This is a genomic window from Saccharothrix sp. CB00851, from assembly GCF_001905065.1.
GTDB lineage: Bacteria > Actinomycetota > Actinomycetes > Mycobacteriales > Pseudonocardiaceae > Actinosynnema.
The window spans coordinates 97,782-113,641 of the sequence record NZ_LWLC01000003.1; the positions used below are offsets into that span (position 1 = coordinate 97,782).

At 71.4% G+C, this 15,860-nt stretch carries 14 protein-coding genes; 6 read left to right on the forward strand and 8 right to left on the reverse strand.

All coding sequences use genetic code 11. The features are described 5' to 3' along the window. Positions 1-41 precede the first annotated feature (41 nt). Both A6A25_RS05765 and A6A25_RS05770 read left to right on the forward strand, forming a co-directional pair. On the forward strand, positions 42-1,895 hold the full coding sequence (locus A6A25_RS05765; RefSeq protein WP_073886722.1) for an acyl-CoA dehydrogenase family protein: 1,854 nt from the start codon (positions 42-44) through the stop codon (positions 1,893-1,895). A 17-nt stretch (positions 1,896-1,912) separates the two neighbouring features. Continuing rightward, on the forward strand, positions 1,913-2,290 hold the full coding sequence (locus A6A25_RS05770) for a DUF6292 family protein (protein WP_073886723.1): 378 nt from the start codon (positions 1,913-1,915) through the stop codon (positions 2,288-2,290). On the opposite strand, the gene A6A25_RS05775 is transcribed toward A6A25_RS05770, so the two are convergent. Next, on the reverse strand, positions 2,291-2,599 hold the full coding sequence (locus A6A25_RS05775; RefSeq protein WP_073886724.1) for an AzlD domain-containing protein: 309 nt from the start codon (positions 2,597-2,599) through the stop codon (positions 2,291-2,293). After that, a complete protein-coding gene (locus A6A25_RS05780; RefSeq protein WP_073886725.1) occupies positions 2,596-3,279 on the reverse strand; it encodes an AzlC family ABC transporter permease in 684 nt (227 codons plus the stop codon). Before A6A25_RS05780 ends, A6A25_RS05775 begins: the two co-directional genes overlap by 4 nt. Before the next feature lie 56 nt (positions 3,280-3,335). Here A6A25_RS05780 and A6A25_RS05785 point away from each other — a divergent pair, with 56 nt between their 5' ends. Continuing rightward, positions 3,336-3,893 (forward strand): helix-turn-helix domain-containing protein, encoded by a 558-nt coding sequence (locus tag A6A25_RS05785; protein WP_073886819.1) that lies wholly within the window; start codon positions 3,336-3,338, stop codon positions 3,891-3,893. A gap of 50 nt (positions 3,894-3,943) precedes the next feature. Next, on the forward strand, positions 3,944-4,099 hold the full coding sequence (locus A6A25_RS43840; protein ID WP_158073684.1) for a hypothetical protein: 156 nt from the start codon (positions 3,944-3,946) through the stop codon (positions 4,097-4,099). Positions 4,100-4,152: 53 nt separating this feature from the next. On the opposite strand, the gene pdxS is transcribed toward A6A25_RS43840, so the two are convergent. Further along, the gene (pdxS, locus tag A6A25_RS05790) at positions 4,153-5,061 is read right to left on the reverse strand and encodes a pyridoxal 5'-phosphate synthase lyase subunit PdxS (RefSeq protein WP_198932581.1); all 909 of its coding nucleotides are present in this window, start codon (positions 5,059-5,061) and stop codon (positions 4,153-4,155) included. Between the two features lie 274 nt (positions 5,062-5,335). Here pdxS and A6A25_RS05795 point away from each other — a divergent pair, with 274 nt between their 5' ends. Beyond that, complete coding sequence (locus A6A25_RS05795) at positions 5,336-7,393, forward strand: elongation factor G-like protein EF-G2 (protein WP_073886726.1); 2,058 nt, start codon at positions 5,336-5,338, stop codon at positions 7,391-7,393. 242 nt (positions 7,394-7,635) lie between these two features. On the opposite strand, the gene A6A25_RS05800 is transcribed toward A6A25_RS05795, so the two are convergent. Both A6A25_RS05800 and A6A25_RS05805 read right to left on the reverse strand, forming a co-directional pair. Further along, positions 7,636-9,129 (reverse strand): CoA-acylating methylmalonate-semialdehyde dehydrogenase, encoded by a 1,494-nt coding sequence (locus A6A25_RS05800; RefSeq protein ID WP_073886727.1) that lies wholly within the window; start codon positions 9,127-9,129, stop codon positions 7,636-7,638. Continuing rightward, positions 9,126-10,400 carry an aspartate aminotransferase family protein gene (locus A6A25_RS05805; RefSeq protein WP_073886728.1) on the reverse strand — a complete coding sequence of 425 codons (1,275 nt, stop codon included), beginning with the start codon at positions 10,398-10,400 and terminating at the stop codon, positions 9,126-9,128. The genes A6A25_RS05800 and A6A25_RS05805 overlap by 4 nt, the downstream gene beginning before the upstream one ends. Before the next feature lie 106 nt (positions 10,401-10,506). Here A6A25_RS05805 and A6A25_RS05810 point away from each other — a divergent pair, with 106 nt between their 5' ends. Then, positions 10,507-12,156, forward strand: coding sequence for a PucR family transcriptional regulator (locus A6A25_RS05810; RefSeq protein ID WP_073886729.1), 1,650 nt, complete (start codon positions 10,507-10,509; stop codon positions 12,154-12,156). 187 nt (positions 12,157-12,343) lie between these two features. Here A6A25_RS05810 and A6A25_RS05815 read toward each other — a convergent pair whose 3' ends face one another. From A6A25_RS05815 to A6A25_RS05825, 3 genes are all read right to left on the reverse strand, one after another. Next, positions 12,344-12,787, reverse strand: a complete 444-nt coding sequence (locus A6A25_RS05815) for a hypothetical protein (RefSeq protein WP_073886730.1) — start codon at positions 12,785-12,787, stop codon at positions 12,344-12,346. A gap of 282 nt (positions 12,788-13,069) precedes the next feature. Continuing rightward, a complete protein-coding gene (locus A6A25_RS05820) occupies positions 13,070-14,512 on the reverse strand; it encodes a S1 family peptidase (protein WP_073886731.1) in 1,443 nt (480 codons plus the stop codon). Positions 14,513-14,665: 153 nt separating this feature from the next. After that, a complete protein-coding gene (locus A6A25_RS05825; RefSeq protein ID WP_073886732.1) occupies positions 14,666-15,640 on the reverse strand; it encodes a LysR family transcriptional regulator in 975 nt (324 codons plus the stop codon). Between the last annotated feature and the right edge of the window lie 220 nt (positions 15,641-15,860).

The window sequence follows — 15,860 nt, forward strand, 5'->3', positions numbered from 1 at the left end:
CGAAGGGCAACGCTCTCGGTGAACCTGTGTTAACAAAGGTCATGGGGAATGAAGCGTTGCGTGAGCTGCTGGGTGGTCGGTGGGCGTCGTTGCGGCGCACGTCGCTGGAGTTGCTCGGCGGTCTGAAGCCCCCGGGCGAGCTGGCGCGCGAGGAGTACCGGGCCTGGGTGTCCGAGCAGATGCACGCGTTGGCCGAGGGCGGCCACCCGCTGATCGGGTTCCCCGCCGCGCACGGCGGGCAGGACGACGTCGGCGGCTCCGTGGTGGCGTTCGAGGTGTTGGGCTTCGGCGACCTGTCGCTGATGGTGAAGGCGGGCGTGCAGTGGGGGTTGTTCGGTGGCGCGGTGCAGGCGTTGGGTACCGCGGAGCACCACGACCGGTACCTGCCCGCGATCATGAGCCTGGAACTGCCCGGCTGCTTCGCGATGACCGAGACCGGGCACGGGTCGGACGTGCAGCACCTGCGGACGACGGCGACGTACGACCCGGACACCGAGGAGTTCGTGGTGGACACGCCGGATCCGTCGGCGCGGAAGGACTACATCGGCAACGCGGCGCGGGACGGGCGGATGGCCGTGGTGTTCGCGCAGTTGGTGACGGGCGGCGTGACGCACGGGGTGCACGCGGTGCTGGTGCCGATCCGGGACGCCTCCGGTGCGCCGCTGCCGGGGGTGCGGATCGAGGACTGCGGGCCGAAGGCCGGGTTGAACGGCGTGGACAACGGGCGGCTGTCGTTCGACCGGGTCCGGGTGCCCAGGGCGAACCTGCTCAACCGGTACGGCGACGTGGCGCCGGACGGCACGTACTCCAGTCCGATCGAGGGCGAGGGGCGCCGGTTCTTCACGATGCTCGGCACGTTGGTGCGCGGGCGGATCAGCGTGGCCGGTGGTGCGGGCAGCGCGACCAAGAAGGCGTTGGCGCTGGCCATCCGGTACGGCGACGGGCGGCGGCAGTTCACGCGGCCCGACACGGGTGAGGAAGTGGTGGTGCTCGACTACCTGGCCCACCAGCGGCGGTTGCTGCCCGCGTTGGCGACGACGTACGCGCTGCACTTCGCGCAGGAGGAGATGGTCTCGGCGCTGCACGACGTGTCCGACGACCGGCAGCAGCGGGAGCTGGAGTCACGGGCGGCGGGGTTGAAGGCGGTGGCGACGTGGCACGCCACGCGGACGATCCAGGCGTGCCGGGAGGCGTGCGGCGGCGCCGGGTACCTGTCGGAGAACCTGATCGCCGGGCTGAAGGCGGACACGGACGTGTTCACCACGTTCGAGGGTGACAACACCGTGCTGCTGCAGTTGGTCGCGAAAGGGCTGCTGACCAGCTACCGGGACCACGTCGGCGACCTCGACCCGTGGGGCATGGCGCGGTTCGTGGCGGACCAGGCGGTGGGCGTGGTGATCGAGCGGACGGCGGCGCGGGCGATCATCGACCGGTTGGTGTCGGGCAGCTCGGACGCGTTGCTGGACCGGGGCTGGCAGGTGCGGCAGTTCGAGGACCGCGAGAAGCACGTGCTGGAGGGGTTGGCGCGGCGGTTGCGGCGGGCGTCGCGCGACAACGCGTTCGACGTGTTCAACGCCGCGCAGGACCACGTGCTGCACGCCGCACGCGCCCACGTGGACCGGGTGGTGCTGGAGGCGTTCGTGGCGGCGGTCGACCGGTGCTCGGACCCGGAGGCGACGGTGCTGCTGGACCAGATGTGCGACCTGTACGCGTTGAGCACGATCGAGGCGGACCGGGCGTGGTTCCTGGAGCACGGCAGGCTCACGCCGCAACGCGCGAAGGCGGTGTCGCAGGCGGTGAACGAGCTGTGCGGTCGGCTGCGGCCGCACGCGCGGACGCTGGTGGACGCGTTCGGCATCCCGGAGACCTGGCTCACGGCCCCGATCGCCGGGTGAAGTCGGACAATGGGCCCATGGACGACAGCGCGCTGATCAGCCTCGGACTGGCCCGGTACGTGCAGGCGGTGGCCGAGGAGGTCGGCGTGCCGCCGGAGGGCACCGAGTTCGAGGTCAGCGACACCGCCACCGCCTACCTGGGCCTGGAGGGGCCGGGACGTGACCTGATGCTGCTGTGGAACGAGCAGCGCGGCTGGTGGATCGCGGTGGAGACGGACCCGACCGAGCAGCCGGTCGTCGTGGCACACCTCGGCCTGCCGCTCGTGCCGCCGCCGGACGAGGTGGCGCGGTTCGTGGACGAGGTGCTGGCGGGCAAGCGGGGCGGACCGGAGCCGGAGGTCGGCGCGCAGGACCGGCACCGGCTCGCCGGACGGCTGAGCGACTACCTCCGGTAACTAGGACACGCCGACGAGCCGCAGGCAGGCGGTCGTCACGGCGGCCAGCACGACGACCACGACGAACGGCGCCTTGCGCCACGCCGCCACCCCGGCGACCAGTACGCCGAGCGGCAGGGCCAGGCCCGCGAACCCCTGGCCCTTGGTCAGCGTGGACGTCGCCATCAGGGCGAACAGCAGCACGGTCGCCGAGGTGGTCATCAGCAGCTTGACCCGGTCGGACAGCTGGAGTCGGTCGCGCAGCAGCGGCCCGGCCAGGCGGAACGCGTAGGTGCCCGCGGCGAGCACCAGGACGGCGGTCAGCGTCACGCCTTCACCTCCGGTCGTGCGCGTGCCGTGACGAGCAGACCCCCGAGCGCGAACAGCACCGGGACGCCCGCGGGCAGGAACGGCGTGGCGGCCAGCGCGATGGCCGCGCCGAGCAACGCGGCGTGCCGGGTGGCCTTGTCCTTGAGCGCGGGCAGCAGCAGCGCGAGCAGTGCCGCAGGGAACGCCGCGTCCAGCCCGAACGCGTTCGGGTCGCCGATGTTCTGGCCGATCAGCGCGCCCGCGACCACGGCGACGTTCCAAGCGACGAACAGCGCGACACCGCACGACCAGTAGGCGGCCTTGGCCTTGCGCGGGTCGCTCTGGGCCAGCGCGAACGCGGTCGTCTCGTCGATCAGCAGGTGGCTGCCCACCAGGCGTTGGAGCAGGCCCTTGCCCAGCACGTCACCGACCGCCAGACCGAACGGCAGGTGGCGGACGTTGAGCAGGAGCCCCGCCAGCACCGCCGCGGCCGGGCTGCCACCCGCGGCGACCACGCCGACCGCCATGAACTGCGAGCCGCCCGCGAAGACCAGCAGCGACATCACCACGGGCAGCCACCAGGGCAGGCCCGCGCCGGTGGAGATCGCGCCGAACGAGGCACCGCTGACCGCGGCGCCGGCGGCTACCGCGGCGACGTCACGCAGCAGCTCGGCATCAAGGGTTCGCCATGTCGAACGCATCGTCTTCTACGATGAACACGGGCAACCCGTTCGTCAAGCCGAACGATTGGACTGTCATGTCGAACACAGGCGCGCCGCTCGACGTCATCGCCGCCTCACTGCGCCGTGAGCGCGAACGCGTCGGGCTGTCGTTGAGCGAACTGGCGAAGCGTGCGGGCATCGCGAAGTCCACGCTGTCCCAGCTGGAGTCCGCGAGCGGCAACCCCAGCGTGGAGACCCTGTGGGCCCTCGGCGTGGCGCTGGGCGTGCCGTTCTCCCGCCTGGTCGACCCGCCGACCCCCCGCGTCCGGGTGATCCGCGCGGGAGAAGGCCCGGCGATCTACTCCGAACGCGCCCACTACACCGCGACCCTGCTGGCGTCCTGCCCACCGGGTGCCCGCCGTGACATCTACATGCTGCAACTGGAACCGGGCCCGGCCCGCGAGTCCGAACCCCACATGCCGGGCACGGTGGAACACGTCATCGTCAGCACGGGCCGCATGCTGGCCGGCCCGCAGACCGAGCCGGTCGAACTGGGCCCCGGCGACTACCTGCTCTACCCCGGCGACGTCCCCCACACCGCCCAGGCACTCCAACAGGGGACAACCGCCCTCCTGGTCTCAGAGCACGTCTAGCACGCACGTTCGAGCGATCCAGCCATGAGCCGGCCCGACCGATACATCATATGAGCGATCAGACCACCAAGCGCGTGCACATCCGCAGCGTGCCCACCGACGTGATCGAGGTCCTGCGCACGCGGGCGAAGGAGCAGGACATGCCGCTGGCCGGCTACTTGCGCGACTTGCTCATCAAACTGGCAGCTCAGCCGCCGAAGCCCTAGGCAAGACGATCGCGGCCCGCCGGAAGTCCGGCGGGCCGCAGGTCGACCAAGCGTTACCAGCCGCGCTCGGCCAGGCGGTGGGGCTCGGGGATCTCGTCCACGTTGATGCCGACCATCGCCTCACCGAGGCCGCGCGAGACCTTCGCGATCACGTCCGGGTCGTCGTAGAAGGTGGTCGCCTTCACGATCGCCTCCGCGCGCTGCGCCGGGTTGCCGGACTTGAAGATGCCCGAGCCGACGAACACGCCCTCCGCACCGAGCTGCATCATCATCGCCGCGTCCGCCGGCGTGGCGATACCGCCCGCGGTGAACAGCACGACCGGCAGCTTGCCCGCCTCGGCCACCTCGCGGACCAGCTCGTACGGGGCCTGCAGCTCCTTCGCCGCGACGTACAGCTCGTCGGCGGGCAGGTTCTGCAGCCGCAGGATCTCGGCGCGGATCTTGCGCATGTGCGTGGTGGCGTTGGAGACGTCACCGGTGCCGGCCTCGCCCTTGGAGCGGATCATCGCCGCGCCCTCGGTGATGCGGCGCAGCGCCTCGCCCAGGTTCGTCGCACCGCAGACGAACGGCACGGTGAACTGCCACTTGTCGATGTGGTTGGCGTAGTCGGCCGGGGTGAGCACCTCGGACTCGTCGATGTAGTCCACGCCGAGGGACTGCAGCACCTGCGCCTCGACGAAGTGGCCGATGCGGGCCTTGGCCATCACCGGGATCGACACCGCGTTGATGATGCCGTCGATCATGTCCGGGTCGCTCATCCGGGACACGCCGCCCTGCGCCCGGATGTCGGCGGGCACCCGCTCGAGCGCCATCACGGCCACGGCGCCGGCGTCCTCGGCGATCTTGGCCTGCTCGGCGTTGACCACGTCCATGATCACGCCGCCCTTGAGCATCTCCGCCATGCCCCGCTTGACGCGGGAAGTGCCGGTGACCTGGGTGCCGGCGTCGGGTGAAGTGGTCACGACCAGCCTTTCTGGAAGTAGGGGGCGAACACCACCATCGTACGACCGACGTGGACCGCCGAAGCATGCCAATCAGGCACGTTCTCGGCAGGCCACTTTCACTCCCTTCGCAGGTAGTGGCCTACGCCACCCGGTGGCGCGGCCAGGTCCGACCGACGTGGCCACGACCTCCTCCGGTATTCCTCCTGCCGGGTTGGGTGTGGCCACTTGGGGTTGTCCCCCGCGGCCCGCAGGTGTGAGATCGAACACTAAATACTTGTGGAGGGTGGTCCCAATGGGCAGCAAACACTCCGACAACGGCCACTCGGCAGGCGCGGTCGCTGTGGACGACCCGGCCAAGGTCCGCAACGTCGTGCTGGTCGGCCCGTCCGGCTCGGGCAAGACGACGCTCGCCGAGGCCCTGCTCGCCAGCACCGGCGTGCTGACCCGACCAGGATCGGTCACCGAGGGCAACACGGTGTGCGACCACGACCCGGCGGCGGTGCGCCAGCAGCGGTCGGTCGGTCTCTCGGTCGCCCCCATCCAGCACGGCGACATCAAGATCAACCTCATCGACACCCCGGGTTACGCGGACTTCGTCGGCGAGTTGCGCGCCGGCCTGCGCGCGGCGGACGCGGCGCTGTTCGTGGTCAGCGCGGCGGAAGGCGTCGACCCGGCCACCGTGGCGCTGTGGGAGGAGTGCGCGATGGTGGGCATGCCGCGCGCGGTGGTCGTCGCCAGAACCGATCACCAGCGCGCCGATGTCCCGGGCGAGATCGCCTCGTGCCAGGAAGCGTTCGGCGCGGGCGTGGTCCCCCTCTACCTGCCCGACGGCGACGGCCTGGTCAACCTGCTCACCACCGACGACCCCCGCTTCGAGGAGCAGCGCAACGCGCTCATCGAGGGGATCATCGCGGAGAGCGAGGACGAGACCCTGATGGACCGCTACCTCGGCGGCGAGGAGATCGACCAGGCGACGCTGATCGCGGACCTGGAGACGGCGGTCGCGCGCGGCTCGTTCCACCCGGTGATGCCGGTGTGCGCGCTGACCGGCCTCGGCCTGCCGGAGATGCTCGACGGCATCGCCCGGGCGTTCCCCTCTCCCCTGGAGCACCCGCTGCCCGAGGTCACCGGCGTGGACGGCATCCCCCAGCCACGCCTGGAAGCCGACCCGAACGGCCCGCTGGTCGCCGAGGTCGTGCGCACGGCGGTCGACTCGTACGTCGGCCGGGTGTCGCTGGTGCGCGTGTTCTCCGGGACGCTGCGCCCCGAACGGCCGGTGCACGTGTCGGGTCACGGCATGGCCGACCGCGGTCACGAGGACCACGACGTGGACGAACGGGTCGCGCACGTCTACTCGCCGTTGGGCGCGAACCTGCGCGAGGTGCCGTACTGCGTGGCGGGCGACCTGTGTGCGTTGACCAAGCTCGGCTCCGCCGAGACCGGCGACACGGTGTCCGCGCCGGAGAAGCCGCTGCTGATGACCCCGTGGGAGATGCCGGAACCGCTGCTGCCGGTGGCCGTCGTGCCGCGCAGCCGCAGCGACGAGGACAACCTGGCGCGCAACCTGGGCAAGCTCGTGGCGGGCGACCCGACCCTGCGGCTGGAGCGCAACGCCGAGACCCACCAACTCGTGCTGTGGTGCATGGGCGAGGCGCACGCGGACGTCGTGCTGGCCCGACTGCGCGCCGGCGGCGCCGAGGTCGACACCGAACCAGTGCGCGTGGCGCTGCGGGAGACCTTCGCGAACCAGGCCAAGGGCCACGGCCGACACGTGAAGCAGTCCGGCGGCCACGGCCAGTACGCCGTCTGCGACATCATCGTCGAACCCCTGCCACGCGGCTCCGGCTTCGAGTTCGTGGACAAGATCGTCGGCGGCGCGATCCCCAACCAGTTCATCCCCAGCGTCGAAAAGGGCGTGCGCGCCCAACTCGACCGCGGCCTCCAAGGCGGCCACCCCGTCGTGGACCTCCGGGTCACCCTGGTCGACGGCAAGGCCCACTCCGTCGACTCCTCGGACGCCGCCTTCCAAACCGCCGGCGCACTGGCCCTGAAGGACGCCGCCACCAACGGCAAGACAACACTCCTGGAACCCGTGGACGAGGTCAGCGTCCGGCTACCGGACGACCACCTGGGCACCGTCCTGGGCGACCTCTCCAGCCGCCGAGGCCGCGTACTGGGCACCGAAGCCGACAGCCCCGGCTACACCACGATCCGCGCCGAAGTCCCCTCCACCGAACTACTGCGCTACGCCGTCGAACTCCGCTCCCTCACATCGGGCACCGGCACCTACACCCGCCGCTTCACCCGCTACGACCCACTCCCCCAAGCCCTCGCCGCACAAGCAAAATAACCCAACCTTTTCGGAGGCCACCGGCCGCCTTACCGCCCACAACGGACCCGCAGGAGGACCGCAAAGGCTCGATTTTACATGGGGTTCGGGTGCTTTAGGCTGGTCGAAGCCGGGCAGGCTTGGCGGGCGCTTTTCCCGCCAGGCCTGCCCGGCTTTGGCCTGCCTCCAGTACCCGTAAGGGGCCCCATGTCAAATCGAGCCGGACCCAACCACCGACCCGAACACCGACCAGAACACCGACCTCAGGTGTTCTGAGGGAAGCCCAGGTTCACGCCACCGTGCGAAGGGTCCAACCACCGCCCCGTCACGACCTTGGTGCGGGTGAAGAAGTGAACCCCCTCCGGCCCATAAGCATGCGAATCGCCGAACAGCGAGTCCTTCCACCCACCAAACGAGTAATACGCCACCGGCACCGGGATTGGCACGTTCACGCCCACCATCCCGACCTCGACCTCGTTCTGGAACCGCCGCGCCGCCCCACCATCATTGGTGAAAATCGCCGTCCCATTCCCGTACGGATTCGCGTTGACCAGCTCCAACGCGTCGTCGTACGTCGCCACCCGCAGCACCGACAACACCGGCCCGAAGATCTCGTCCCGATAGATCGCCATATCCGTCCCGACGTGGTCGAACAACGTCGGCCCCAACCAGAACCCCTCCGCCGCACCGTCGATCGCGTGCAGCCGACCGTCCACCACCAACGACGCACCCTCATCCCGCCCGCTGTCCACATAAGACAGCACGCGATCGCGATGCGCGCCCGTCACCAGCGGCCCCATCTCGCACCCCGGACGACGACCGTCACCCACGTGCAGACCCCGGATCCGGTCCACGATCTTCGACACCAGCTCGTCACCGACCGGGTCCACCGCGACCACCACCGAGATCGCCATGCACCGCTCGCCCGCCGAGCCGAACCCGGCCGACACCGCCGCGTCCGCCGCCAGGTCGAGGTCCGCGTCGGGCAGCACGACCATGTGGTTCTTCGCGCCGCCCAACGCCTGCACGCGCTTGCCGTGCCGCGTGCCGGTCTCGTAGACGTACCGCGCGATCGGCGTCGACCCCACGAACGACGCCGCCTTCACGTCCGGGTGCTCCAGGATCCGGTCGACCGCGACCTTGTCACCGTGCACGACGTTCAGGACCCCGTCCGGCAACCCGGCCTCGGCGAACAGCTCCGCGATGAAGTTGGCCGCCGACGGGTCCTTCTCCGACGGCTTGAGCACCACCGCGTTGCCGCAGGCGATCGCGTTGGGCACGAACCACAGCGGCACCATGGCCGGGAAGTTGAACGGCGAGATGACGCCGACCACGCCCAGCGGCTGCTGGATGGAGTACACGTCGACCCGCGTGGAGGCGTTCTCACTGAACCCGCCCTTGAGCAGGTGCGGGATGCCGCACGCGAACTCCACGGCCTCCAGCGCGCGCTGCACCTCCCCCGCCGCGTCGGACAGCACCTTGCCGTGCTCGGCCGTGACGATCGCGGCCAGCTCGCCCTTGCGCGCGTTCAACAGCTCCCGGAACGCGAACATCACGTTCGACCGCTGCGCCAGCGACGCGTCACGCCACGACCCGAACGCCTCGCGCGCCACCTCTACGGCAGCGTCCACAGTGGACTCATCAGCGAAGTCGACCCGACCCGCCACCTGCCCGGTCGCCGGCTCGTACACGTCACCGGAGCGCGCGCTCTCGCCATTCCACGGCTTGCCGCCGATCCAGTGCGTAATGGTGTTCACAGCACGTCCTCCAGGATGCCGAGTGCTTCCTCGACCTCGTCCTCGGTCAACGTCATCGGCGGCGCGAGGCGGATGACGTTGCCGTACAAGCCGCCCTTGCCCACCAGCAACCCGCGTTCCCGCGTGCCCTCCAGCACCGCGACCGCCTTCGCCGCGTCCGGCGCACCACCGGCGCCCACCAGCTCGATGCCGACCATCAAGCCCTTCCCGCGCACGTCACCGACCGACGGCCGGTCCGCCGCGATGTCCCGCAACCCGTCGATCAGCCGTTCACCGAGCTTCGCGGCGTTGGCCTGCAGGTCGTGGTCGAGCAGGTAGTTCAGCGTGGCCAGGGCACCGGTCGTGGCGATCGGGTTGCCGCCGAACGTGGACAGCGAGTTGGCCGTGAGGCAGTCCATGAGGTCACCGCGCGCGACCACGCCACCGATCGCCAGGCCGTTGCCCAGGCCCTTGGCGAACGTCATCGCGTCGGGCGTCACGCCGTGTGACTGGATGCCCCAGAAGTGCTCCCCGGTGCGGCCCCAGCCGGTCTGCACCTCGTCGGAGACGAACAAGATGCCGTACTCGTCCAGCACTTCCTTGAACGCGCCGAACAGCCCGTCCGGTGGCGAGGAGAACCCGCCGACGCCCTGGATCGGTTCGGCGATCATGCACGCCACGTCGCCGGCGGTCGTCGTCTCGATCACCTCGCGCAGGTCCGCCACGCACGCCTTGATGTAGTCGGCGTCCGAGAGGTCCTTGAACGGGCTGCGGAACCGGTAGCCGCCGTGCACCCAGCTGACCTTCACCGGGCTGAGCGAGGAAGCCGACCAGCCGCGGTTGCCGGTGATCGCGACCGTGGCGAACGCGCGGCCGTGGTAGGAGTTGCGCAGCGCGAGGACCTGGTCGCTGCGGCGGTACTGGGTGGCCAGCATGAGCGCCGTCTCGTTGGCCTCGGTGCCGGAGTTGGTGAAGAAGACCTTCGCGTCCGGGATGCCGGACAGCTCGGCGATCTTCTCGGCCAGCTCCACCTGCGAGCGGATCAGGTAGAGCGTGGAGCTGTGCAGCACGCCGGTCGAGAGCTGGGACCGGATCGCGTCGGAGATCTCGGCCACGTCGTAGCCGACCGCGTTGGTCAGGATGCCGGCGAAGAAGTCCAGGTAGGTGCGGCCTTCACGGTCCGTGACGCGGCGTCCGCTCGCGCTCGCCAGCTCGATCGGGTGCTCGTAGTAGAGGGCCATCCAGCGGGGCATCACGGCGCGGTGCCTGGCCAGCAACTCCTCGTGTCCCATCGCGTCCTCCGGTCGTTGGTCCCTTCCGAGGAGTGTGGTCGGCGGTGTCGGGGGCCGCCATGGACAACCTGTACCGCTTTCCGCCCCGGCGCATTACGTTGTGTCCATGTACCCCACGGTCGCCGAAGCGCTCGCCCTGCCCGTGGTCCGGCGCGGCGAGCCCGCCGTGGTCGCGGGCGCCGCCGGGATGGGCCGCCGGGTGCGGTGGGTGCACGTCGCCGAGGTGGCCGACATCGCCCACCTGCTGCGCGGCGGCGAGCTGGTGCTGACCACCGGCATCGCGTTGCCCGACGACCCGGACGGGCTGCGCCGCTACGTCGCCGACCTCGCGTCGGTCGGTGCGTCCGGGCTGGTGGTGGAGCTGGTGCGGCGGTGGAGCGACGAGGTGCCGGGCGCGCTGGTGGCCGCCGCCGAGCAGCACGAGCTGCCGCTGGTGACGCTGGCGAAGGAGACCCGGTTCGTGTCGGTGACCGAGGCCGTGGTGTCGCTGATCGTGGACGCGCAGCTGGTGGAGCTGCGGGCGGCCGAGCAGGTGCACGAGGCGTTCACCGCGTTGACCGTGGCCGGTGCGGAGCCGGCCGAGGTGCTGCGCGAGGTGGCCCGGACCGCCGGGCTGCCGGTGGTGCTGGAGACGTTGGGGCACGAGGTGCTGGCCTACGACGCGGCCGGTCAGGACCCGACCGCGGTGCTGGCCGACTGGGGCCAGCGGTCACGGGCGGTGGCCGTGCCGGAGCGGACCGCGTACCACGAGCAGGCCGGGTGGCTGGTGACGGTGGTCGGCGCGCGTGGCGCGGACTGGGGGCGGCTGGTGCTGCTCTCGCCGGAGCCTCCGCCGCACCGGCACGTCGTGGTCGCCGAACGTGCCGCGTCGGCGTTGGCCGTGCACCGGTTGGTGGCGCGGGACCGGGAGTCGTTGGAGCGGCAGACGCACCGGACGCTGCTCACCCAGCTGCTCGGGCAGCCGCCGCACGACCTGCCGACGCGGGCGGCGGCGCTCGGCGTGCCGTTGGAGCGGCGGCAGCTCGTCGGGGTGGCGATCCGGCCGGGCGCGGCGAGCGTGCCCGCGCAGGCGTTGGCGTCGCAGGAGGTGCTGCGCGACTTGGCCGAGGCGACCGCGCTGGCGGCCCGACGGGTGACCGTGCCCGCGCTGGTCGGCGTGGTGGACGACACGAGCGTGCGGGCGTTGCTGTCGCTGCCGCCGCAGGCGGGGTTGGACGGCGTGCTGCGGCGGTTGGCGCGGGAGGTGCACCGGCGGGCGGCGGCGACGCAGCACGCGCTGCCCGTGGTGGTGGCCGTCGGCACGACCGTGACCGCGTTGCCGGACGTGCGGCGGTCGTTGGGCGAGGCGGCGCACGTGGCCGGTGCGGCGCTGCGATCGCCCGGGAACCGGCTCTACCACCGGTTGGACGACGTGCGGCTGCGCGGGTTGTTGCACCTGCTGCGCGAGGACGAGCGGGTGGTCGCGTTCGCGGACCGCGAGCTGGGCCCGTTGCTGGCGCGGGACGCCAACCAGGGGACCCGGCTGGTGGAGCTGCTGCGGTGCTTCTGCGAGCAGGGCGGCAACAAGTCGGCCGCGGCCGCCGCCGCCCACCTCTCCCGGACCGCGTACTACCAGCAGTTGAGCCGGATCGAGCAGGTGCTCGGGGTGTCGCTGGAGGACCCGGAGTCGGTGCTCTCGCTGTACGTGGCGCTGTTGGTGCAGGAGATGGGCGAACGGGACCCTCAGCTGCCCCGCCCGCCCACCTCCGCGACCTGACCCAGCGGCGGCGCGAGCCCTACGCCCGACTCACCCGCCTCTGCGGCTCAGCCAGCGGCCACACGAGCCAAGCTCCCAGCTCGCCCACCCCTGCAGCTCAGCCAGCAGCGACACGAGCACTACGCCCGACTCGCCCGCCTCTGCGGCTCAGCCAGCGGTATGAGCCCGGCGAGCCCGGCTTTGCGAACTAACCCAGCGGCGGCAGGGGCAGCTTGCCCAGTTCGCCGCCCAGGTCGGGCGCCTGACCCACCGAGACCGCCGGCGCCAGCGGGAGCTCCGGGACGGCCGGGAGACCGGGCAGGGTGCGGGGCTGCGGTGCGAGCACGTCGCCCGCCACCGGCAGCTGGGGTGCGGCGGGCGCCTTGAGCGCGGCGGGTGCGGCCACCTGCGGCGCCTTGACCTCCGACGCACCACCGGGCAGCGGCGCGGGCAGCTTCACGGCCTGGCCGCTGAGCAGTTCGGTGACGGGCTTGGTGGCGTCGGTGCCGACCTCGGGCGCGTTGCCGATCTTGCCGTCCACGATCTCGGTGGGGCCTTCGGCTGCGGACGCGGCGGACGCGAACAGCGGAGAAGTACCAACGGCGAGCAGGGCGGCGGCACGCAGGAGTCCGCGCGTGCGGTTTCCGGACACGGTTTTCCTAACCTGGTTGGGGACCTGCAAGTTGACCTACTCCGCATCGGCCACGATCACCCCCACCCTTGACCGCTCGATCAGGTGACTGACGCTCCGTGTCCCCACGCCACTCGATCGAGTCGCACCGGACGGGTTACCCCCGCGCAGGGAAGAGCCCCGCGGGTCCGGGGTACCGGAACCGCGGGACCGCCCGCCCCCTTGGCGGATCTCGGACCGCCGGCGGGCCCGTGTCGGGGAGACGTAAGGGCGACACGGACCCGCGGCGGTTCCCCCGTGCGGCTAGGGGTTGGTGACCCCCAGCGTGTAGCTGCCGGAACCGCTGTACGCGTGCACGCGGTAGCGGTAGTAGCCGGCCGTGCCGTTGTAGTTGACCGTCTCGCTCGCGGCCGGGCTGTCACCCTTCGCCACGACGGCCCACCCGCTGCCGTTCCACTTCTCCAGGTACAGGTCGAAGTCGGCGCCGCTCGGGCCGACCAGGCAGCCGACGTGCGCGCCCGACACCGTGGACCGGTAGTAGCTGTTGTTGGGCTGGTACGCCTGACCGCCCGCGGCCAGGGTGCCGTTGTACCGGGTCTCCGAGTTGTCGCAGCCGGTCGGCGGGTTCGGGTTGCCGCCACCACCGGTGAGCAGGGTCAGGCCGTAGACCTGCAGGATCTCGTTGACCGGCTGGAAGTACGTGGTGCCGCCGGTGCGGCAGTTGCCCGAACCGCCGGAGGTCACGCCCTGCGCCTGGGTGCCGGCCAGCAGGGAGCCGCCCGAGTCGCCCGGCTCGGCGCACACCGTGGTCTGGATCAGGCCGGTCACCGTGCCCTGCGGGTAGCTGACCGAGGAGTTGCGCGCCTGGATGGTGCCGCAGTGCCAGCCGGTGGTGGACCCGGAGCGGCAGACCGTCGAGCCGACCGGCGCGTCCTGCGAGCCCGCGACCGACACCGTGCCGCCGGAGTAGTTGTTGACCAGGCCGCGCGGGGTGTTGCCCGCCGCGACCTGCACCCACGCGTAGTCGTTGCCGGGGAAGCTCGACCCGCGGAACGTGCCGCTCGGGTTGGACGTCGACGCGCCGGTCGAGCCGCAGTGCCCGGCGGTGACGAACCCGCCGGTGACGGAGAAGCCGACCGAGCAGCGCGAGCCGCTGCCGATGTTGTAGGCGTTGCCGCCGATCACGTCGATGAGCGGGCGGGGAGCCTCGGTGGTGGTGAGGTACCGGACGGCCGCGGCGGGGACGCCGGAGGACGCGACGAACGCGCGTGCGGCGGCGCGCTTGCCGGGCTGGGACTTGACCACGACGGTGTTGGTCGGCACGTCGACGTACCAGCCGGGCACGGACCGCGGCGCCTTGGCCACGTTCGCGTCCAGGGCGGACTTCACCGCGTCCAGGTCGCTCTCACTGCGCTGGACGAGCTTCGTGCGCACGCCGCCCTGGTCCACATCGGACGCACGGGTGACGCCGACGGTGAGCGTGCCGGAGGAGTCGATCCACGCGCCGCCGAACCGGCCGTCCAGCCGCTTGCGCAGGCCGCGCGCGGTGTCGGCGGAGCGCTCGTCGGCGGCCAGCCGGGCACGTGCCTGGTCGGCGTCCAGCCCGAGGTCGCGTTGGATCGCGGACAGGATCTCGGCTTCCTGGCCGGCGGGAGTGGAGGGTGCAGCCTGCGCCGCGGTCGGGCTCAGGAGGCCCGTCGCGACCAGTGCCGCGGCGAGCGCGAGGGGTCTCAACAGTGCTGACATGGGGAATTCTCCTCGAGGGAGGGCAGGGATTCCCCGTGAAACTAGGTCCGCGCGGCCGGTCGCGGTAATACCACTTAGGTCATAAGACGCGGTGATGACCGATCGGCCGCGACGGAGAACCCCTGGTCCCGAGCTCGGCGGCCGACCGCGCGGTCAGACCAGTGCCTGGTGCGGCACCACGCCGTACTCGGGGTGGCCCGGCAGCCAACCGGCGTAGCGCGGGCTGCGCTCGGCGGTCTCCCGGTAGGCCTCGGCGGCGTACCTGAGCACCTGCGGCCCGAACGCGGCGGCGGGTCCTTCCGGGTCCCAGCCGATCAGGTGTCGCCACCGCAGCGGCGCGCCCGCCAGCGGCATCGCGACCAGGCCCGGGGTGCGGCGGAACGTCGGTTGGCACAGCGCGACGGCGTCACCGGACGAGGCCAGGTCGATGCAGCTGTTGATGTCGACCTCGTACATGGTGCGCGGGGTGAAGCCCGCCCGGCTGCACGCGGCCACGAAGCAGTCGCCGAAGCACCCGTCGCCCGGCACGACCGCCCACTGCGTGTCCTTCAACGCGGCCAGCTCCACCTCCTCCAGCAGCGTGAACGGGTGGTCCTCGGGCATCAGCACGAACACCGGCTCGACCGCGATCACCTGCCACGTCAGCCCGTGCTCCGACGGCGGTGGCGCGTCGCCGCACACGCCGACCAGCACGTAGTCCAACCGGCCCGCGGCGACCATGGCCGACAGCTCCTGGCCGGACCACGACACCTGCGTGGAGACGTGCGCGCCGGGGTGCGCCTCGGTCAGCCGGTGCACCAGCCCGCCGAGCATCGGGCCGTTCACCGCGCCGACCCGGTACCGGTCGGCGGGCACGGTGTCGTCCACCAGGCGCAGGGCGTCCTCCTGCAGCCGGGAGAACGCGGGCAGCAGCACGCGCGCCCGTTCGAGCACCAGCTCGCCGAGCACGGTCGGCCGGGCGCCCTTGTGGTCGCGCTCGAACAGCTTGCCGCCGAGCAGTGCCTCGATCCGGTGCAGCTGGGCCGTGAGCGCCGGTTGCGCCAGGCCTAACAGGGAGGACGCCTTCGACAGGCTGCCCGCGTCCGCGATCGCGCAGACGACCCGCAGGTGCCGCAGTTCGAGCTTCATCCCACGGACGTTAGGTCACCGTTCACCCGCCAGTCGAGGGCCGACCGGAGCCCGTCGCACGGGGCCGGACCAGCGGCCGGAGTGGCAATGGACAGAGTGTGCCCTGATCATGGCAAGCGTGGACACTTTGCCACTGCCGGGGCGCGCGGGCCGACCGGAGGATGCCGGGATGGAAATCGCGCCGAACCGCCCGCACGAAGGGTGTTTCACGAGCGTAACA

What these genes read in the sequence shown, in the direction of transcription:
- A6A25_RS05770 (WP_073886723.1), top strand. Translation starts at nt 1,913, where the DNA reads ATGGACGACAGCGCGCTGATCAGCCTCGGACTGGCCCGGTACGTGCAG.
- A6A25_RS05810 (WP_073886729.1), top strand. Translation starts at nt 10,507, where the DNA reads ATGTACCCCACGGTCGCCGAAGCGCTCGCCCTGCCCGTGGTCCGGCGC.
- A6A25_RS43840 (WP_158073684.1), top strand. Translation starts at nt 3,944, where the DNA reads ATGAGCGATCAGACCACCAAGCGCGTGCACATCCGCAGCGTGCCCACC.
- A6A25_RS05825 (WP_073886732.1), bottom strand. Translation starts at nt 15,640, where the DNA reads ATGAAGCTCGAACTGCGGCACCTGCGGGTCGTCTGCGCGATCGCGGAC.
- A6A25_RS05805 (WP_073886728.1), bottom strand. Translation starts at nt 10,400, where the DNA reads ATGGGACACGAGGAGTTGCTGGCCAGGCACCGCGCCGTGATGCCCCGC.
- A6A25_RS05765 (WP_073886722.1), top strand. Translation starts at nt 42, where the DNA reads ATGGGGAATGAAGCGTTGCGTGAGCTGCTGGGTGGTCGGTGGGCGTCG.
- A6A25_RS05820 (WP_073886731.1), bottom strand. Translation starts at nt 14,512, where the DNA reads ATGTCAGCACTGTTGAGACCCCTCGCGCTCGCCGCGGCACTGGTCGCG.
- A6A25_RS05785 (WP_073886819.1), top strand. Translation starts at nt 3,336, where the DNA reads ATGTCGAACACAGGCGCGCCGCTCGACGTCATCGCCGCCTCACTGCGC.
- A6A25_RS05795 (WP_073886726.1), top strand. Translation starts at nt 5,336, where the DNA reads ATGGGCAGCAAACACTCCGACAACGGCCACTCGGCAGGCGCGGTCGCT.
- A6A25_RS05780 (WP_073886725.1), bottom strand. Translation starts at nt 3,279, where the DNA reads ATGCGTTCGACATGGCGAACCCTTGATGCCGAGCTGCTGCGTGACGTC.